18 protein-coding genes are annotated in these 18,692 nt (G+C 40.8%); 8 read left to right on the forward strand and 10 right to left on the reverse strand.

Translation table 11 applies throughout. The annotated features are described in order from the left end of the window. Positions 1 to 73: 73 nt before the first annotated feature. Entirely contained in the window at positions 74 to 2,812 is a 2,739-nt protein-coding gene (locus tag DSM08_RS05090; RefSeq protein WP_149525143.1) for a TonB-dependent receptor, read from the forward strand. Positions 2,813 to 2,882: 70 nt separating this feature from the next. Beyond that, positions 2,883 to 4,043 (forward strand): hypothetical protein, encoded by a 1,161-nt coding sequence (locus DSM08_RS05095; protein ID WP_223110866.1) that lies wholly within the window; start codon positions 2,883 to 2,885, stop codon positions 4,041 to 4,043. Positions 4,044 to 4,621: 578 nt separating this feature from the next. Here DSM08_RS05095 and DSM08_RS05100 read toward each other — a convergent pair. The 4 genes from DSM08_RS05100 to DSM08_RS05115 all read right to left on the reverse strand — a co-directional run bounded on the left by DSM08_RS05100 (position 4,622) and on the right by DSM08_RS05115 (position 8,505). Further along, entirely contained in the window at positions 4,622 to 5,992 is a 1,371-nt protein-coding gene (locus tag DSM08_RS05100) for a nucleoside permease (protein WP_149525145.1), read from the reverse strand. Between the two features lie 32 nt (positions 5,993 to 6,024). Continuing rightward, complete coding sequence (locus tag DSM08_RS05105) at positions 6,025 to 6,672, reverse strand: bifunctional nuclease family protein (protein ID WP_149525146.1); 648 nt, start codon at positions 6,670 to 6,672, stop codon at positions 6,025 to 6,027. Positions 6,673 to 6,775: 103 nt separating this feature from the next. Continuing rightward, complete coding sequence (locus tag DSM08_RS05110; RefSeq protein ID WP_149525147.1) at positions 6,776 to 7,750, reverse strand: electron transfer flavoprotein subunit alpha/FixB family protein; 975 nt, start codon at positions 7,748 to 7,750, stop codon at positions 6,776 to 6,778. Between the two features lie 23 nt (positions 7,751 to 7,773). After that, the gene (locus DSM08_RS05115) at positions 7,774 to 8,505 is read right to left on the reverse strand and encodes an electron transfer flavoprotein subunit beta/FixA family protein (RefSeq protein WP_149525148.1); all 732 of its coding nucleotides are present in this window, start codon (positions 8,503 to 8,505) and stop codon (positions 7,774 to 7,776) included. Positions 8,506 to 8,797: 292 nt separating this feature from the next. Here DSM08_RS05115 and DSM08_RS05120 point away from each other — a divergent pair, with 292 nt between their 5' ends. Both DSM08_RS05120 and DSM08_RS05125 read left to right on the forward strand, forming a co-directional pair. Then, complete coding sequence (locus DSM08_RS05120; protein WP_149525149.1) at positions 8,798 to 9,130, forward strand: tetratricopeptide repeat protein; 333 nt, start codon at positions 8,798 to 8,800, stop codon at positions 9,128 to 9,130. A gap of 65 nt (positions 9,131 to 9,195) precedes the next feature. After that, complete coding sequence (locus DSM08_RS05125) at positions 9,196 to 9,612, forward strand: copper resistance protein NlpE (protein WP_149525150.1); 417 nt, start codon at positions 9,196 to 9,198, stop codon at positions 9,610 to 9,612. Between the two features lie 200 nt (positions 9,613 to 9,812). On the opposite strand, the gene DSM08_RS05130 is transcribed toward DSM08_RS05125, so the two are convergent. The 5 genes from DSM08_RS05130 to DSM08_RS05150 form a co-directional block, all read right to left on the reverse strand. Then, complete coding sequence (locus tag DSM08_RS05130) at positions 9,813 to 10,946, reverse strand: cysteine desulfurase family protein (protein ID WP_149525151.1); 1,134 nt, start codon at positions 10,944 to 10,946, stop codon at positions 9,813 to 9,815. Positions 10,947 to 10,983: 37 nt separating this feature from the next. Continuing rightward, positions 10,984 to 12,591, reverse strand: coding sequence for an apolipoprotein N-acyltransferase (lnt, locus tag DSM08_RS05135; RefSeq protein WP_149525152.1), 1,608 nt, complete (start codon positions 12,589 to 12,591; stop codon positions 10,984 to 10,986). 4 nt (positions 12,592 to 12,595) lie between these two features. Beyond that, a complete protein-coding gene (locus DSM08_RS05140; RefSeq protein ID WP_149525153.1) occupies positions 12,596 to 13,384 on the reverse strand; it encodes a PH domain-containing protein in 789 nt (262 codons plus the stop codon). 39 nt (positions 13,385 to 13,423) lie between these two features. Continuing rightward, positions 13,424 to 14,089: a 16S rRNA (cytidine(1402)-2'-O)-methyltransferase gene (rsmI, locus tag DSM08_RS05145; RefSeq protein WP_149525154.1), complete on the reverse strand. Its 666-nt coding sequence runs from the start codon at positions 14,087 to 14,089 to the stop codon at positions 13,424 to 13,426. Between the two features lie 63 nt (positions 14,090 to 14,152). After that, a complete protein-coding gene (locus DSM08_RS05150) occupies positions 14,153 to 14,596 on the reverse strand; it encodes an acyl-CoA thioesterase (RefSeq protein WP_149525155.1) in 444 nt (147 codons plus the stop codon). 310 nt (positions 14,597 to 14,906) lie between these two features. Here DSM08_RS05150 and DSM08_RS05155 point away from each other — a divergent pair, with 310 nt between their 5' ends. The 4 genes from DSM08_RS05155 to DSM08_RS05170 all read left to right on the forward strand — a co-directional run bounded on the left by DSM08_RS05155 (position 14,907) and on the right by DSM08_RS05170 (position 17,528). Beyond that, complete coding sequence (locus tag DSM08_RS05155; RefSeq protein WP_149525156.1) at positions 14,907 to 15,107, forward strand: hypothetical protein; 201 nt, start codon at positions 14,907 to 14,909, stop codon at positions 15,105 to 15,107. A 384-nt stretch (positions 15,108 to 15,491) separates the two neighbouring features. Continuing rightward, positions 15,492 to 15,695 carry a hypothetical protein gene (locus DSM08_RS05160; RefSeq protein ID WP_149525157.1) on the forward strand — a complete coding sequence of 68 codons (204 nt, stop codon included), beginning with the start codon at positions 15,492 to 15,494 and terminating at the stop codon, positions 15,693 to 15,695. A gap of 27 nt (positions 15,696 to 15,722) precedes the next feature. Next, complete coding sequence (locus tag DSM08_RS05165; RefSeq protein WP_149525158.1) at positions 15,723 to 16,460, forward strand: hypothetical protein; 738 nt, start codon at positions 15,723 to 15,725, stop codon at positions 16,458 to 16,460. 135 nt (positions 16,461 to 16,595) lie between these two features. Then, positions 16,596 to 17,528, forward strand: coding sequence for a hypothetical protein (locus DSM08_RS05170; RefSeq protein ID WP_187773980.1), 933 nt, complete (start codon positions 16,596 to 16,598; stop codon positions 17,526 to 17,528). Positions 17,529 to 17,615: 87 nt separating this feature from the next. On the opposite strand, the gene DSM08_RS05175 is transcribed toward DSM08_RS05170, so the two are convergent. Continuing rightward, positions 17,616 to 18,677 carry a phytase gene (locus DSM08_RS05175; protein ID WP_149525160.1) on the reverse strand — a complete coding sequence of 354 codons (1,062 nt, stop codon included), beginning with the start codon at positions 18,675 to 18,677 and terminating at the stop codon, positions 17,616 to 17,618. Positions 18,678 to 18,692: the final 15 nt, after the last annotated feature.

Raw genomic sequence — 18,692 nt, forward strand, 5'->3', positions numbered from 1 at the left:
ATATTAAGATAATGGAACGTTAATATTCACATAACAACTAGCTTATAGTTTTGCAACATAATATTAACATACTATGAATTGTATTAAAACATTGTTTACGGTTATGCTATTATGTGTTGCGACGCTAGTTGCCAATGCACAACAAGTAGCATACGGTGTAAAAGGGGTTGTAGTTGACGTTGAAAACTACGAGCCATTAAAAGGGGCAACCATTACTATTGCCAACTCACAATTAGGAACAACGACCAATGAAAAAGGCGAGTTCTACATTCCACTACCGAGTAACAAACCTGCCGAATATCTTATTCGCGCAAGCATTATGGGGTACGACGGACAAGAGATTACATTTACCCTAAGTGCTTCAGACACAGAGTTTGTATCTTTCGCTTTAAAGAACAAGGATGCTGTCATTGAAGAAGTCGTGGTTACGAGACGCAGAGAGAAGGCTACAGAGCTTGCGCTTTTGGAGGAAAGACGCAAATCTAACCTAATGGTTGAGTCTATCGGAACACAAGAACTGTCTAGGAAAGGTGTGAGTGATGCGCGCGCAGCCCTTACCAAAATGGCAGGAGTATCAAGACAAGAGGGAGCTAAAAACGTATTCGTACGTGGACTAGGCGATCGTTACAATTCCTCATCACTGAACGGTTTACCATTACCTTCTGAGGACCCATTATATAAAAATATCTCTTTAGATTTCTTCAGTTCAGACGTTATCCAGAGCATCAATGTTAACAAAACGTTTAATCCAACAATCGGTGGTGATGTTGCGGGTGCAAATGTCGACATCTTTACAAAAGAAGCAACAGGAAATAGTTTAGAAGTTGCCGTATCGGGTGGTGCCAATTCCCAAACAATCGGAAAAGATAACTTTAAAAGAATTGATGGCACAAGCTGGTTCGGCTCTTTAAATGGAGGTTCAAAACACCATATCAATACATTGAGCGACTACTCATTCAAAAACAGTTGGGTTGCTAAACCAATTGATAATTTAATCAACTCTAACTTCAAAATCTTAGGAAATCGTCGTTTTGATCTAGGTGGAAAAACATTAAGCTTGTTCTTCACCGGAGGTATGGATTCTAAGTATAGATTTGCGGAAGGTGTTGTTGGAGCAGCAACGACTATCGGTCAAGTTTATCAGGATCAAACATACATCAGAAATCAATACAATGTATCGCAGAACGCGATGGTAAACCTTCGTTATGCTTTTGACAAAGGGATGCTAAGCTTTAACTCCTTATATATCCACGATCAGGTGCAAGATTTCTCCGAATTTTTTGGACACAACGCAAATGAAGTAGAAGGAGATCGTGAATTTGCAAGAAGACAGCAAATCAATGATAACCACATCTCGGTTTCTCAGATTTTAGGAAAATACGAGTTCAATCAAAATTGGAGTGCAGATGTCGCTGTTGGTTTCAACTATGTTGTCGGAAACGAACCGGATAGAAGAGTAAATAGTTTCTTAGAAAACGGCGGGAAGTACCGCTTCAATACCAATTCGGCAGGGAGCAACGAGCGCTATTTCTCCGATATGACAGAAAAAGGAATTGTAAGCCGTGCTATCGTGAGCTACAAATTGAATAACGAAGATGGATTGGATAGAAAAATCGATTTCGGTTACAACGGAAATATCACCAAAAGAGATTTCAATGCTACTATCTTCAATCATGAGCTTTTGCCTCCTTACGGTAATGACATCGACGCTACTAATCCTGACCAATACTTCAATACTGGAAAGCTAGGTAGCACTTTTAATCTGGTTACTTTAAGAGGTAAGAATGATGAGTTCGCTTTCCTTCCTTTCTACTACAACGGTAATAAGAACATTCACGCTGCTGTAGCTAACGCAACTTACCAATTCAATGCAGACTTTACAGCAATGGTAGGCTTAAGATTCGAGAAGGTGACGCAAGATGTTGACTTCTATACCAACGTGACGCAAAGTGAAATCATTGGCCCCTCGAAAATTGATAAATCATTCTTATTACCAAGTGTTAACTTGAAATATAACTTAGGTGAAGCGATGATTCTTCGCGCATCTGGTAGCAAAACATATACGTTGCCTCAATTTATTGAAATCGCGCCAATGCGTTACGCTGGACAAAATAACAATACGGAAGGTAATTCTGACTTGATCCCTGCAGAGACTTACAACGCAGACTTGAAGTGGGAATTATACCCGGAAGGTGGCGAGTTGATTTCTTTTGGTGTATTCTACAAGCACATTAAAAACCCTATTGGAAGATCTACCATTCCTTCGGGAGGTAATACCTTAACATTCCTGAACGTAGGTGGTTCTGCAGATGTATTAGGTGCCGAAATGGAAATCAAGAAAGACTTAATCAAAACTGCAACAGCAAACGGTGAAAATGTTCTATCTGCAGGCTTAAACGTATCTTACTTACACTCTAAACAAAAGTTAGAAAATCCATTAGCGCAATTTACGAAGGAATCGGACAAATTAGAAGGTGCTTCACCATTGATGGTCAATGCAGATTTAACGTATAAGTTAAACCTAAACCGCGTGGAATTGATGCCAACGGTTGTGTTCAATTACTTCTCAGATCGCGTTTTCTCAATCGGTACCAGAGGATTTGGTAACATCATGGAGAAAGGCGTACCGACCTTAGATTTCAATTTAAGAGGTACTGTAAACAAGAAGATTGGCTTCTCTATTAAAGCCGAAAACATCATTAACCCTTACCGCGAACTGTCTATGGACTTCTCGAACGGAGCTCCTAAATTGATGGTTGAGCGCTACAAGCGCGGTATGGATTTCAGCGCAGGTTTATCTTATAAGTTTTAATGTAAAGTTAACACACAGATAACTTGTAAGTTATGTTAACGTGGTTCTTTTGTATAGAAATTAAATGATTATGAAAACAAAGTTATTAGCAATTTTCGCAGCAGGTGCATTCGCATTCACAGCATGTTCAGATGATGAACCAGTAAAACCAACTCCAGGTGGTAAAGCTGAATTAAAAGGAAATATTTCCGCAAACACAACTTTAGATGCAAACGTTGAGTACACATTATCTGGTACAGTTTTAGTAAACTCAGGAGCAACATTAACAATTCCTGCAGGTACTACGATCAAAGCTGCGGCTAATGGTACAGATATCTACATCCTTGTAGAAAAAGGCGGTAAATTGATCGCTGACGGTACAGCTAGCAAACCAATTGTGTTTACATCGAATGCAGCGTCTCCGAAACAAGGTGACTGGGGTGGTATCATCTTAAATGGTAAAGCTCCTCTTTCAAGAAAAGAAGGTGCGGTAAGTGATGCAGGTACAGAAATCAACAACAAAATCAAATTTGGTGGCGATGATGTAAATGATAACTCAGGTATATTGAACTACGTAAAAATCGAATATACAGGAGCTCGTATCGACCAAAAAGCGGAACACAACGGTTTAACGTTGAACGGTGTTGGTAAAGGAACAAAATTAAGCAACATCTACTTATCATACGGTGATGACGATGCTATCGAGTTCTTTGGTGGAACTGTTGATGCAACTAACATCTTAGTAGTGAACTGTACAGATGATATGTTCGATTTCTCTCAAGGATACAGAGGTACTATTACAAATGCTTACGGTATCAGAGAAGCGAAATACTTACCTGTAACTGAAGATCCACGTGGTGTTGAGGCTGATGGTAACTTAGATGGAGAAACTCCTACAGACATCAACCAATCAGATTTCACAATCAACGGTATCACGATCATCAACAACGCTCCAGGTGCTGATGCAAACTTAACAATGCATGATGTATTCAAAATCCGTAGAGGTGCTAAAGCGACAATCAAAAACGCTTACGCTAAATTCGGAGCTGGAACTACTGTAGTTGATTTGATCGACTTAACAGATAGTAAAGGTGCTGGTCACAGCGGAACGTCAATTGAGTACACTATCGATCCTGCAAACGGATTAGATAAAGGTAAGATCAAAAATGACGTAAACGCTACGATCACTAAGAAAGACGGTTTAAAAGGTGCTGATGCATCAGCGTTCTCTTGGACTGGTTACAAGTTCTAAGCCAACTCTCAAATTCTAAAATATTAATCATAGTACATATTTTAAGGCCTCCAAGAAATTGGAGGCTTTTTTGTTGAAACTACCACGTTTCAACAAAACATCTGACGCTTCCATTCTTGTCCGCCTTTCAATGATGGGACATTGATTCTGTTGTAGATATATGACCTTATCTAGGTCAATATAAAAATGCTGTCCCTTTAGCGTTTTATCCGCATTCTCCAGATAAACAAAACGACTACTTTATTATTCCCTATGCAGCCCGTAAGTCCTTTCGACTTTTTGGTAGAGAGACCAACCGACCTTCGTTGAAAGCTTTTCCAATCATACCCAATGTATAATCCAATCAAAGCCCTTCTGGAGCGGGTTTGATTGGGTTATACATTGGGTTTATATTGGGCTTGGAAGGGAAGTAAGCAGAAGGAGATATCACTTATACTGGAGGCTATCTTAATGAAGCACCAATAGTAGGCAGCAGACTATTCCAAAATGCTCTGTAGGAAAGCCATTAAATCGAAACACCCGCTAGGACATCGGTAAAGCCTTAGCGGGTGTTTTTAATATGTTTAGCGAAATCTCTGTTAGTGGTTAACAGGTGTATCTGCTTGATGTTTATGTCTGAAGAGAATAGCGAACAAAATTGCTACAACAAGCGTGTATAGTGCAAAAGCAATCCAGATATGTTGCCAATCTTTTAGTTGGATTACTTTATCAAATACGCCATTTGTTATTTCTACGCCGCGAGAGCCAATAAAATTCAACAAAGACTGATTGTCTGGCGTGGTGTCCAAAAAGCCCGCCAGCGAGCTCGTATCGTTGAAAGATAGCGTATAGTACTTATCGATAACCCATCCGGAAACACGAGAACCTAGTACAGCGCCAAAACCATTGGTCATCATCATAAATAAGCCTTGCGCTGATGAGCGAATCTGGTTGTTTGTCGTGGTCTCGACAAATAGGGATCCGGAGATATTGAAAAAGTCAAATGCCATACCGTAGACGATACAGGAAAGGATAATCATCCATAATCCGGCGGATGGATCTCCGTAGGCAAACAATGCGAAACGCAATACCCAAGCGACCATTGCAATTAGCATGACCTGCTTGATACCAAATCTTTTCAGGAAGAAAGGAATAGCGAGGATAAATAAGGTTTCGGATATCTGCGAGATCGACATGATGATGGTGGAATATTCGACAACGAAAGAGTCCGCCCATTTCGGGAAGAACTTAAATTCATCTAAGAATACATCGCCATATGCGTTGGTCAATTGTAAGGCCGCACCCAGGAACATCGAAAAGATAAAGAACATAGCCATTTTAAAATTGCCAAACAATTTAAAGGCTTCCAGGCCCAGCATTTGCGCTAGACTAGCATTTTCTTTCAGATGATGTTGCGGAGGACACTTAGGTAGGTTGAAAAAGGAATAGACGCTGAGGAGGACGGATCCACCTGCGGCGATATAGAATTGGCCTTCGGTAGCTTTGCTGCCCGTCAGGTTGGTGATCCACATGGCTGCGATAAAGCCTACGGTTCCCCAAACACGGATAGGAGGGAAGGCTTTGATGAGGTCGTAATTGCCCTGCGTAAGTGCAGTATAAGCGATGGAGTTGGATAATGCGAGGGTCGGCATGTAACAGCACATGGCCAGGAGCATCACATTAAAAAAGCTTCCGGGGTCTTGCACCTGTGCGAGGTAGACCAAGCAGACTGCATAGAGGAAGTGTAGACCTATATACAATCGTTCTGCATTTACCCAACGATCGGCGATGATCCCCATTAGGGTCGGCATAAAAAGCGATGCGATCCCCATGGTTGAAAAGATAGCGCCAAATTGTGTTCCGTCCCATTGTTTAGTGCCAAACCAGTAGTTGGCAATAGTGATTAACCAGGCTCCCCACACAAAGAATTGCAGGAAGTTCATTATGGTCAACCTAAGTTTAATAGACATACTTATAGGTGAGATTATTTAAAAGCTATGAATTAAGATTTTCGTTTCTCAATTTCGTCCCTGATTTTGGCTGCGGTTTCGTACTGCTCGTTCTCAATGGCTTTTTCTAGGGTTTTCTCCAATTGTTCCATCGTGAGCGATGCATACGGAGAGGGTTTGTTTTTTACGGGCTCTTTTGGTTCTGGCGTTGGCTCAGGCTCGGGAGTCGTTGTTTCTGTTTGTTTGTACGATCCTACGTTTTCGATATTCTCCAAGAATGCAAAATCATTGCCTTCGATCACGATTCCGGCGGTATTCATAATGAAATCATAGGTATAGATCGGGCTTTCGAAGCGTACTGCTAATGCAACAGCATCGGAAGTGCGGGCATCTATCTCTACGGTCTTGTCGCCATCATTGCAGATTAATTTAGCGAAAAATATTCCGTCTACGAGGTTGTAGATCAATACTTCTTCCAACTTAATGTTGAATGTATCAGCAAAAGCTTTGAATAAATCATGTGTCAATGGCCTGCTCGGCGTCATTTTTTCGATTTCGACCGCAATAGACTGCGCTTCGAATCCTCCGATAATGACAGGTAGTCTACGGTTTCCTGCTACTTCCCCCAACACTAGCGCATAGGCTCCAGATTGTGTTTGGCTATACGATAATCCTACAATATCTAACTTGATTTTCTTCATTGACAAATCGTTAACGGAATTACAAAGATGCTAATATTCGAAGCAAAAAAAAAGTGACCTTGTTATTTTTATCCAAGGCCACCCGTTCATTGTTTAGTTTAGACTAGTTGTGTTTTAAGTTTTTGATTGCTTCCGTTAGTTTAGGAACGATCTCAAACGCGTCGCCCACGATGCCGTAGTCTGCCACTTTAAAGAATGGCGCTTCAGGATCTTTGTTGATAACGACGATAGTTTTAGACGAGCTTACGCCCGCCAAGTGCTGGATAGCGCCAGAGATACCGATAGCAATGTATAGGTTCGGGCTTACCACAATACCGGTTTGTCCAACGTGCTCGGAGTGCGGACGCCATCCGGCATCAGAAACTGGTTTAGAACATGCTGTAGCAGCACCTAATACATCGGCTAGCTCCTCGATCATAGCCCAGTTTTCCGGACCTTTCATCCCGCGGCCTGCTGATACAACGATTTCTGCTTCTGGAAGAGAAACTTTGTCGGTTGCACGTACGATGTCTTTTACCATTACTGCAAAGTCGTTCGCATTAACGTCTGGCGTAAAGGCTACAATTTCTGCACTCGTTGCTGCTCCTTTTAATTCGAAAGCATTTGGATTTAATGCGATTACCTTATTTGCAGAAGAAATAACCTCCGTCGCAAATGCTTTGTTCGAGAAGGCTGTTTTCTTCACTTCCAGACTGTCGCCGTTCCATGTCGGTAGGTTGATCGCGCCATCAGCCAGACCTGCGTCTAATTTTGCTGCTACGCGCGGTGCCAATCCTTTACCGCTGAACGAGTTGGAAAGAACAACAATGGAAGCCTGCTCTTGTTTCGCTGCTGAAGCGATTATCGACGCATATGCTTTGTTCACGAAGTTCTTTAAATTATCTTGACTAGCGTTCAATACTTTAGAAACGCCGTATTTGCCTAATTTCTCTAATTCAGCATCTGCTACATTTCCGATGGAAAGAGCGACTACGGTATCTCCTTTTTGATCAGCAATTGCTTTTGCATAGGATGCAACCTCAAATGCTGATTTTTTAAGAACGCCTTCTGTATTTTCTATATAAACTAATATTGCCATGTGTTTTTCTTGCTTAAAAATGATTAGATAACTTTAGCTTCTCCGTGAAGTAATTGAACAAGTTGATCAACATCTTCTACTAATTTCACTGTTCCGCGCGGAGCAGGGCTTTCATAACGAGCAATCGAAGCAAGTTCTGCCACTTCAATAGGTTCTACTACCTGTAGCGGCTTGGTGCGAGCGCCCATGATACCACGCATATTCGGGATCTTTGGTTCCGCTACGCCTTCTGCAGTTCCGATAACAACTGGCAACGAAACAGATAACACTTCTTTACCGCCCTCAATTTCGCGATCTATTGTTGCTTCGTTTCCTTGAATGTCAACTTTCTTCGCGATGGAAATCGATGGCAGGTCTAATAGCTCTCCTAATAAAGCAGCTACCTGTGCACCATTATAATCTATAGATTCGCGACCCGTCAGGATTAAATCAAAACCTTGGCCTTTTGCGTAGTTTGCAATCTGATTTGCTACAAACCATGCATCGCGAGGTTGTGCATTCACACGTACTGCATCATCAGCACCGATAGCAAGGGCTTTACGGATGGTAGGTTCTGTCGCAGCGTCGCCTACGTTAATTACCGTTACAGTTCCTTTTCCGCCTTCAGCAAGCTCTACAGCTTTAGAAAGTGCGATTTCGTCGTAAGGGTTGATGATGTACTGTACACCCGCAGTATTGAATACGGTGTTATCATTGGTAAACGTTATTTTCGATGTCGTATCTGGGACATTACTAATACATACTAATATCTTCATAAATCTAGCGTTTTACACAAACCTACATTTTTTGTTAAGCATTTCAAAGGAGCGGCGAGGGAATTTGATGGTCATAAACAATGCTGTTAGAATGTGATTTTGTTAATAATTTATGTCTTATTTTAATAATCGGCTATTTAAATTGGTTTGAATTAGCTTTTTCTTATGATAATTTCATTTAAATTGCCTGAATCCTTAATTGTCATTGTATTGTCAATTCTATGCTAGCATAGTAAATAGCCTGTTCGCTGCAATTTCTTCCGCTCTGCGGAATAATGCTTATTTTTGCGCTATGGAAGGAAGAATAGCCCAATTGCAAGAGTTTTTGAAGGAGAGTCCTAATGATCCTTTTTTAAAGTACGCCCTAACGATGGAATACGTAAAGTTAGGGGAGGATGGCCAAGCCTTAGCGGGCTTTGAAGATTTGCTTTCGGCACATGAGGATTACGTGGGTACCTACTACCACTTCGGAAAATTTTTAGAGTCGAAACAAGAACACGACCGCGCAATTGAAATTTATGAAAAAGGCATGCAGATAGCCCAGCAAAAGCGAAATTTCCATGCTTTGGGCGAATTGCGGAATGCTCATTTGGCGGCGACTGGTCTGCTCGACGAAGATGAATAATGTTAAATTTTCTTAAAAAACCATTTGTGGTATTTTTTTTGTGTTTTGCATAGAAGTTAAAGGTTATGCAAAAGTTATCTTACATATTGATCGTAGTCATTGGACTGATATTCGCCATTAGTTGTATAAACAACAAGACGAATGTCAATCAGTTGCTTGCGTCGGAAGATAACGCACTAAAGGGAATCGGACTGTTAGGAACCTATGAAGGCAACTTACCATGCGCCGATTGTACGATGATTAGTACATTGCTGAGTCTAGACAAAAATAAGAACTACCATTTACGCTATGTGTATGTTGGCAAGAGCGAGGAAGTATTTGAACGTACCGGAAAATGGAAAGTTGACAAGGATATCTTGTCGTTAGAGAATGTAGACTACAATTACAAGATTCTCGATAACCAATTGAATCAGCTGGATTTATCAGGGAAAGAGATCAAAGGCGATCTTGCTGAGAAATACACGTTGATGAAAATTAAGTAAGAGGATTTTTTCAGATTTGAATAAAAGGCTGTCGTTCGACAGCCTTTTTTTGTGGAAGAGTCTGTTTTCAAAGTGTATCAGGGACTTTCATAGCCGTTGCTGTTTCCATGGAAAAAGGAAAAGTTGTTTATTGGGCTTTAAAAAAAGAAAGAGCTACCTAATTCTTTAGGTAACTCTTTCTTTATTTTGTTATATGCTCCTTAGTGTTTGGTGCAAATTTCCTTGAGCACTTGCACGACGAAGTCTACTTCTTCTTTCGTATTGAATTTACAGAACGAAAAGCGTACGGATGGACGTTGTGGGTCTGCTCCGATTCCTCGTAATACATGGGAACCTATATCTGATCCGGAGCTGCATGCAGAACCTCCTGACGCGGATACACCTTTGATGTCTAGGTTGAAAAGCAACATATCGCCCATATCAGTGCAAGGAAGCGAAACGTTCAGTACAGTGTATAGCGATTTGTTGGCATCCGTCTCTCCGTTGAAAGTAATATCTGGAATGTGTTGCAGCAGTTGTTCTTTCATGTAGTCTTTCAATGCCTGTATCTGTTGCTGATGAGCTTCCATCTCTTCGTATGCAATTTCCATTGCTTTGGCGAGGCCGACGATGCCATAGACATTTTCTGTACCACCACGCATATTGCGCTCCTGCGCACCACCGTGGATCAACGGTTTTATTTTGTTTCTGCTGTTGATATATAAGAATCCAACGCCCTTAGGACCATGGAACTTATGTGCTGCAGCCGTGATAAAGTCGATTTTTAATTTCGATAGGTCATGTACATAATGTCCCATCGTCTGCACGGTATCCGAATGGAAAACAGCATTGTATTGTTCGCAGATTTCGCTTACTTTCTGGATATCGGTGATATTGCCAAGTTCATTGTTGGCATGCATAATCGATACGAAGGTTCTTGGGTTTCTCGCTAATAACTCTTCAAGATGTGATAGATCGATATTTCCTTTCTGATCAAGACGTAGGAAATCCAATTGGATTTTTCCGTCTTTCTGCATTTCTTCTAGCGTATGTAATACGGCATGGTGCTCAATAGGTGAGGAAATGGCGTGGGTAATTCCGTAGGCTTCAATCGCACGAACGATCGCCATGTTGTCTGCTTCCGTTCCACCAGAGGTAAAGAATATTTCTGCCGGTGATGCGTTTAATAATTTAGCTACAGTTCTTCTAGCTCTTTCAACGATTGTTTTGGTCTCTCTGCCATGCGCATGAATGGAAGAAGGGTTTCCAAAGTTGTCGTTCATTGTTTGTACCATTACGTCGATTACTGCTTTGTCCAAAGCAGTTGTAGCGGCATTATCAAAATATACGTGCATGGCGGCAAATATAAATAAAGGAGAATAAAAAATCAGATTAATTTCGTTTTCTGACAAATATTAAACCAATTGATATCAAACCTGTTAACAAACAGATGTAGACGATTAAGTCGCCCGAACGCGTGTAAAATGTAAGGTTTTCGTTCAAGTTGATTTCTTGGGATAGAGCCGTTGGAACCCACCAAGATGATTTCTGCACGATATCACCTCGCTGGTTGATAAAGGCCGAGATACCGGTATTTGCTGAACGCACTACCCATCTACGGTTCTCAATCGCGCGTAATTTCGCATATTGCAGGTGCTGATCTTTCCCTGAGGTGTCGCCCCACCAACCATCATTAGTGATGACGGCAATAAATTGAGCCCCCATTTTGACATACTCAGCAACGTAATTGCCCCAGATCGACTCATAGCAAATTACCGGTGCTGCGCCTATACCACTTGCGGAGTAGAATACGCTCGGCTTGTCTTGGCTACCATAACCGCCCGTCGTTCCGCCAAAGTGTGCAAAAAAAGGCTTAAGGAGACTTAAAGCCTTGCCAAAAGGCATCAGCTCGGCTCCTGGCACGAGCTTAGATTTGTGGTAGAATTGTAGCTTGCTACTACCATCGACCAGTACTCCCGCATTGAAGCTGTCGTAAAACATGTTTCCGATAGGCTTTGCTGTCGGCGTACGCTGATCGGCGTATAGAACATAGCTCTCGATACCTGACAGGACATTTCCATTATGGTAAGGCTCGAGGAACTGCAGTACTTTTTGGTATTGCGGATATTCTCTAAATTCCTCTTCGTTAATGCCGTTGCGGTCGGAAATTGCCGTTTCGGGCCAAATAAAAAACTCAGTATTTAGTTTTGCGACCTTCTGAGAAAGGTTCGTCAAAACGTTGAGTTGATCTTCAGGCGTTATTGGTCCCCATTTTCCAAAGGGATCGATATTAGGTTGTACCGTGACGATTTCGGATGGATTTACATGCTCTTCGTACTGACTGTACCAAATCAGGGAGGCTATAGAAGGGATTAGGATTAAACCTGCCACAGCTCCCATTAGAATCTTGTTGCTGTAGGCTTCTATTTTATTTCGCTTCTGCCAGATGAACAGGAAGAGCGCAATATTTACCAACCAAATCCAAAGCGTACCGCCATAAACACCGGTGATGCTATACCACTGTACTAGTTGGTGGCTATTCGCAAATCCGTTGCCTAGGGTCATCCAAGGGAATGAAAGCTCCCAAGACTGGTGTAGATATTCATAGGCTACCCAAAAAGAGATTAAGCCCATAAAACTGATGAGGATGCTGTTTCTTTTCCGCATTTGATAGTACAGTCGGAAGGCAAGCCCCATAAGTAAGGGTGCAAGAGTGTAAGGGATGAGGGATATCAGCAAGGAAGGCATGGCATCCAAAAAAGCGTTCATGGCATTATAGACCCAGTAAATGGAAGCAGTGTTCCAAACCACTCCCGTTAGGAAGGCTAATGCAAATACCTTGCGACCTTTGTTTTTGTAATCGCCACGAATGGTTTGTTCCACCGCGATAAGTAGAGGGACAAAGGCAACCAAAAGAAGGATCGCTGTGTAGGGGATGGGCGGCCAAGCCAGCCACAAAAGGAAAGCTGATAATAAAGCTAACAGATAGTTTGATTTCATGAACTTATAGTGTGCTTAAGATCTCAGCTTTTTTGGTTTCGTATTCTGCTTGTGTGATCAGTTGCTTGTCGTATAGCGTTTTTAGCTTTTTCAGTTTCAGCGTGATTTCATCGTCCTCTTCTGCCTTTGGTGCTGCTGCAGCGTATGAGGAAGGGGGAGTGGATGGCGATTGAAAGCCGCTTTGGCGCTGATCCTGTCTTTGGAATGTATCGTTCAGGGAAGGAGCCGTAATTGGCCTTTCCTCTCTTTTTTCTTCTTCTACGCTAGGTTTAGTCACTTCGGTTGCCGGAGCCACGACAGGTTTTTCCAGCTCAGGCTTAGGCGTTGGAGTAGGAGTACCATATACAGGTTTGTTTTCAATAACAATCTTGCTTTCTTTTGGCTCTTGCTTTTGATTTTGAAGGTTGTCTAATGCTGCTTTGATAAGCTGGTATAATTTACGAGCCTGTGTTTTCGGAATGTAGTCAATGGTCAGGTTTTCTCCAGTAAATGGGATCACCGTTACTTTAGATCCGAATATTTCTTCCTTAAAGGCGATATCTTTCACTTCTTGCCATGCGAAGATTTCGAAGTTTGTTGCTAAACCTAGCTTCGTGAATTCGCAAAGGAAAAGGCGTTTATTGCTTACTGTAATGCTATCAGGCAATAAAGTAACAGCAGGTTTCTTTTGTAATGCAATATAATTGATCGATTCGCCAGGCGTAAGCATGTCGAGAATCTTCCCATGAATCTTTTCTACAACTTTCGGATCTTGGCCGTCTTGTATGTACTTATCAATTTGGTAATTTTCCATTGATTCAAGATTTAATAAAATAAATACGTGTTTCTAATTCTATTCTGCCCCAGCGACACAAAATACAAATTCGCCTTTGATAGGGTTTTGTTCAAAATGTTGTTTCAATTCGGTCAATGTTCCACGAACGGTTTCTTCGTAGAGTTTGCTGATCTCTCTGGATAAAGAAGCTTGACGCTCTTCGCCGAATACGAGAATGAATTCTTCGATGGTTTTCAAGATTCGATGTGGCGACTCGTAGAATATCATGGTTCTTTTCTCTTCAGCTAATGCTTTAAGGCGTGTTTGTCTACCCTTCTTAACAGGAAGAAATCCTTCGAAGCAGAAGCGATCATTAGGAAGGCCTGAGTTCACTAGTGCCGGAACGAAGGCTGTTGCGCCCGGTAGGCATTGTACTTCTAATCCCTCTTTGATACTTTCACGAACTAATAAGAAGCCTGGGTCTGAGATTGCTGGAGTGCCAGCATCTGAAATTAAGGCGATTTGTTGTCCTTCTTTCATCAGTCGGATAATCTCCGATACGGCTTTATGTTCATTATGTTGGTGATGAGCAAATACTTTTTTCTCAATGCCAAAGTGCTTTAATAAAGGAGCGCTGGTTCGAGTATCTTCGGCCAATATGATATCGACCTGTTTTAAGACGTTGATAGCCCTGAAAGTCATATCTTCCAAGTTTCCAATCGGTGTAGGGACTATATATAACATACGCCAAAGATAAGGAATAATGCTTTAGAATTATGTTTTGCTTTAGGTAATGCCAATCTGAAACTATTCGTCAATTTCCACGTAATCCTCTGATCGCGGGATTTTATCTAAAACAGGGAGCCAAGCGTCAGGAACCGCAGCTAACTTACGTTCTACTAAGTTCATCCATGCGCCATCAACTACGACTACGGCCGCTCTAACACCGTTCTGTTTGAAAATCTCATGTCGGAAGGAGAACCTTGAGTTCTTACGGTTGAATTTGCTGATCTCTACAGTAACTTTGATATATTCATCCAAGCTGATTTCACGATGATAGTTGAGCTCCTCGCGGAATAGAATAGGACCGATCTTCATTTTTGAGAACTCTGACAACGACAGGCCGAGTTGATTGAGCATGTTGCTTCTTGCTTGCGCACAGAAATCTGCATATGCAGAATGCCGCAAGTGAACATTTGCATCGATTTGCGACCAAAGAACTTGGCCTTCATAAAACACTTTATTTTCCATAAATAACCTTTACTGAATTGATTCTCTAAAATAGCAATAGTTTCAATTAAAGATGAATTATTAAAATCAGAACTTCTTCAAAGAAGGGCGCATACCTGAAATGATAATTTCCTATAAGATGATATGGTGTTCTAAAACAGCTTCTTGTCAGTAATAACGATTTTTTTAAATGAAATATGTTTAACTTTAGTTATAATATTATACGAAATAAAATTATATTTACCGTCGTCAACCAATTTACATTAACACAATTATTAGTATTATCCTGTAGCTGGAAAAATTATTACCATTATGTTTAATTTTACTTATTATGCAGAATAAGCAAGACGGAGGCTGCTCTAACGATAAAAAGAAGCTTCCATACACCAGTCCAAAGATTACCATGCAAGAATTGCAGGGCGAACAGTCATCATTTATACCTCAATCAAACCCTAATAACAATAGAAGCGTGCTTTCATCCCCAATGGAAGTTCACAAGAAGGAGCATATCTGTAATAGAAATCAAAAATAATTTTATTAACTAGAGCGGTAGACTAAACTACCCAGACAACACCTAGAAGAAAGGTGTATTTTTAAAATTTCCATCTTATTATTAAAAATAAAGGTGCCTATATCTATTTGTTGTATTCATATTCATTGTATTGCTAACTATATTTTAACGAAATATTATTAAATATTAACAATAATTAGAAAAATGACGCTTATTGCTTAGCGCCTCAATAATTAATGGTTTTTAAACTATTTAAATTATTAATATAATAGTTTTAATAGAAATAATTATTCGTTTAATGAAAATTTATTATATTTGAATTTCCCAAGATCACTTACTTATTCACTATCATCGATAAAAGCCGATGACGAGGAATTCTCAAATATTAAATAGCATAATTAAACAATGAATTGTAAACCCCTTCATGCAGACATTAAAAAGATAAAGAAACTACCCTACAAAAGACCTTCCATATCCATGCTTGTTATCGATATGGAAGGTAACCTCGCTGCTACTTCATCATTCATTACTACCGAGAGAAATAATCACACTCCGAAGGTAGAAGATTGGGTGGAAGATGAAGGCCCAACATATAGAATGGAATTCTAGCTATCAATAAATCAAACCCTATTCATTATGAATCTTATTAGACGATACTTATTCGCCCCATTTCTTATATTCTTTCTCATACTTAGTGCCTGTGAGAAGCCTCCTCATCTAAGGGAGGGCATAGCAGACGGAGACTTTATCTTATCTTTTGAAATCGAAGGTTTGAACGCGTCCGAGACAATAGAACCAATATTAAAACCAGCAGATCATCCCACGAGAAGCGCACGTGCTCAGCAACTTATTTTCGACAAGGACAACTCTCGGGAGAAAAGGGAGATAGTAGCACGTAAAATAACAGAGTTTAAAGGACTTGAAGCTCGTCTACTCTTGGAAGAGATTCCGTTGGATAGACCTTTAAAGGAGGATAGTCGCTCATCTATACAGACCAAAGGTTCTAAGGCGTCAATTGAGAAGCGTGCTCTTAGCAACATGAGCCCTAACAAAAGGTATCGAGTACTCATATTCAATACAAACACGGCAGGAGAGGCTACAACTTACGTCAATCAATCACAAGGTGTTGTGGGCTCCCCATTAAAGATTCCTGTATATCGGAATAAGACTTACCGATGGTTTGCATATTCTTACAATAGAGAAGAAGATATCCCTGCGATAAACTCCATCGGATATAATGTGCCAGTCACCGCAAACCTGAATAGCTCAGAAAACGACTTTCTTTATAGTACAGGGCTTATTAAGACTTCCGGTGTCGTTAATGGCGAAAATCCAATAAGCATCACATTTAGCAGGCAGCTAGCAAGAATATGATTCGAAATCATCGCAAGAGGAGTATTTGCAACAATTAACTCCGCAGATGTGGATGTCGTGGCGTCTAATTCAGGATTAAAGAATGGTCTATTTTCGATATTGAATGGTAGTTACAGTAGTACTTCAAATGTCAATATGCTAAGCTATCGTACATGGAATCCTGTAATAAGCGACACGGTCCCATTAAATTGGGCAGTATACAGAGATTTCTATACTACCGCTAACTCCTCAGCAGTGCGTCTAAGCTTAAAAATCAATGAGATAATCGTTACTTCGGAGCGTATCAACGATAATGCTCCTAATACACGAAGCCAAATACCTCGTACCTTTCAAAATGTTGATTTTACCTTCCCAGATTTTATTGCCAAACCCGGACATCGCTACCAAGCACTATTAGAATTGTTGGAGTCACCAATTAAGCGGGGAACAGCTTATTGGGCGAGAGGGAATTTATACTATGATGAAAGCGTTGATAGGAATAAATATCGATTCAGATATGATAACCCTCATATCCGAAATATAAATAATGGCATTCACAATATTGGAGATAGCGATTACTGGTATGGAGGAATTACTCCTCACGCACCACCTAATGAGCAGGATGACCCTTGTAAGATGGTTTATCCTGAAGGGCTTTGGAGGCTTCCAACTCCTGATGAATACAACTCATTAATCGGCTCTACTGACCCTAAAGTAATCAGAAGAAACCAACTAAGAAATGAAGGATGGTATATAAGCTGGGATAATGCATCAAATATCGGCGCGCCGCGCCATCCGCATGGACATCTTATTTTTACTGCGCTAGGAAACAAGGATGCTAATGGGTATCTACAAATGTTTGATTATAAAGCTGGGAATACCGTTACTACTACCTGGTGGCCTTTTGGGGAAAGACCGGAGTATGGCGATACGGGCTATTTTAGAACAAGTGGTATTAATAACTACTTTGTTATGAATTATAGAAGATCTACAGGGAACACAAACCTACGCCTTTTGGTGTCCACTAATCGAAATAATATCGCCGCCCCAATACGCTGCGTTCGCAAGGTAGCTCCAAACCTTAGCTAAAAAATAAGAAAGAGGCCTCCGTTTCCGGAAGCCTCTTTTATAAACAATTTGCTCTTATTTTTAATAACGCTTTAAAGTATCTATCAACTATTTCTTTGCGTTGATGCTATCTTGAAAGATCTGCCAGTCATAATAATGAAAAACCATTCCGTTGCTCATTGCTACCAACATTCCTTTCGGAAACTTACTACCTATAGGAAGTGATATCGCATCCGCACCGTCACATTCAACTGCTGATACCGGAACTTCGGTAATCAATTGATGCTGATTCGGATTCCCCGCAACACCTTCTCTTGGGTAGATGTTGAAAGAGTTATTCTGCTGATTCGATACTAAAATATAACCAGTGCTATCCGAAGATTGATAAATCGCAATACCCTCATGGTCTTCTTTGAAATCCGTCTTACCAAATACAGCAAGCTCTTGATTTCCATGCGCAGGGTCTGCATAGTATTTATGTATGCCAAAGCCTTCATCAGAGTAATAGATATACCCTAATTGGTTATCCACAGCGATAGCTTCGATTTCTTTACCACCCTCGAATTTACCAAACTCACGCACTTTTTTACCAACTACCGTTCCACCATTATCAATTAGATCATACTGGAACAAGTATCTTCCAGATTCTCCAGTTTTTCTACCAACAATTGCTTGAATTTTGTTGCCTGTAGAATCCGCTTTCGTGTACAAAGCGATTCCCATTGGCGAGCGATCTTTTTCTCCTTCGAATACCGGGATTCCACCATTATCGATTGCTTTAAGATCTGGCAATGTAAATACCCTGATCTTGTTCGTGCCACGCTCTGTAACGACGGCAATATCCACGATTCTGCCATCCAGGTTGAATCCATAAGCAATATCAACATTATTTGGACGATCCAATGGCGTGACTTGATTAACGATCTTGCCCTCCATGTCATATAGATATAGACCGCCAGTCTTCTCGTGCTTGTCTGTTCCGATAACAAATACTTCGGAACTATCTTTAGGGTTTACCCAGATCGCCGGGTCATCCGTATCGTTAGGTACTACCTCGGTGATAACCGTAGGCTTCACCGCATTTTCAGCTACTGCAGCTAACTTATCGCCCGAATTACAAGAGCTAAGAATTGCTGCAGCGAGCCCGCATATTATGATTGATTGTTTCATATTTGAAATGTTTAT

Origin of the sequence: Sphingobacterium hotanense (assembly GCF_008274825.1) — a bacterium.
GTDB lineage: Bacteria > Bacteroidota > Bacteroidia > Sphingobacteriales > Sphingobacteriaceae > Sphingobacterium > Sphingobacterium hotanense.

Coding starts and splice junctions, on each gene's coding strand:
- DSM08_RS05090 (WP_149525143.1), top strand. CDS start 74: ATGAATTGTATTAAAACATTGTTTACGGTTATGCTATTATGTGTTGCG.
- DSM08_RS05095 (WP_223110866.1), top strand. CDS start 2,883: ATGAAAACAAAGTTATTAGCAATTTTCGCAGCAGGTGCATTCGCATTC.
- DSM08_RS05100 (WP_149525145.1), bottom strand. CDS start 5,992: ATGTCTATTAAACTTAGGTTGACCATAATGAACTTCCTGCAATTCTTT.
- DSM08_RS05105 (WP_149525146.1), bottom strand. CDS start 6,672: ATGAAGAAAATCAAGTTAGATATTGTAGGATTATCGTATAGCCAAACA.
- DSM08_RS05110 (WP_149525147.1), bottom strand. CDS start 7,750: ATGGCAATATTAGTTTATATAGAAAATACAGAAGGCGTTCTTAAAAAA.
- DSM08_RS05115 (WP_149525148.1), bottom strand. CDS start 8,505: ATGAAGATATTAGTATGTATTAGTAATGTCCCAGATACGACATCGAAA.
- DSM08_RS05120 (WP_149525149.1), top strand. CDS start 8,798: ATGGAAGGAAGAATAGCCCAATTGCAAGAGTTTTTGAAGGAGAGTCCT.
- DSM08_RS05125 (WP_149525150.1), top strand. CDS start 9,196: ATGCAAAAGTTATCTTACATATTGATCGTAGTCATTGGACTGATATTC.
- DSM08_RS05130 (WP_149525151.1), bottom strand. CDS start 10,946: ATGCACGTATATTTTGATAATGCCGCTACAACTGCTTTGGACAAAGCA.
- lnt (WP_149525152.1), bottom strand. CDS start 12,591: ATGAAATCAAACTATCTGTTAGCTTTATTATCAGCTTTCCTTTTGTGG.
- DSM08_RS05140 (WP_149525153.1), bottom strand. CDS start 13,384: ATGGAAAATTACCAAATTGATAAGTACATACAAGACGGCCAAGATCCG.
- rsmI (WP_149525154.1), bottom strand. CDS start 14,089: ATGTTATATATAGTCCCTACACCGATTGGAAACTTGGAAGATATGACT.
- DSM08_RS05150 (WP_149525155.1), bottom strand. CDS start 14,596: ATGGAAAATAAAGTGTTTTATGAAGGCCAAGTTCTTTGGTCGCAAATC.
- DSM08_RS05155 (WP_149525156.1), top strand. CDS start 14,907: ATGCAGAATAAGCAAGACGGAGGCTGCTCTAACGATAAAAAGAAGCTT.
- DSM08_RS05160 (WP_149525157.1), top strand. CDS start 15,492: ATGAATTGTAAACCCCTTCATGCAGACATTAAAAAGATAAAGAAACTA.
- DSM08_RS05165 (WP_149525158.1), top strand. CDS start 15,723: ATGAATCTTATTAGACGATACTTATTCGCCCCATTTCTTATATTCTTT.
- DSM08_RS05170 (WP_187773980.1), top strand. CDS start 16,596: ATGCTAAGCTATCGTACATGGAATCCTGTAATAAGCGACACGGTCCCA.
- DSM08_RS05175 (WP_149525160.1), bottom strand. CDS start 18,677: ATGAAACAATCAATCATAATATGCGGGCTCGCTGCAGCAATTCTTAGC.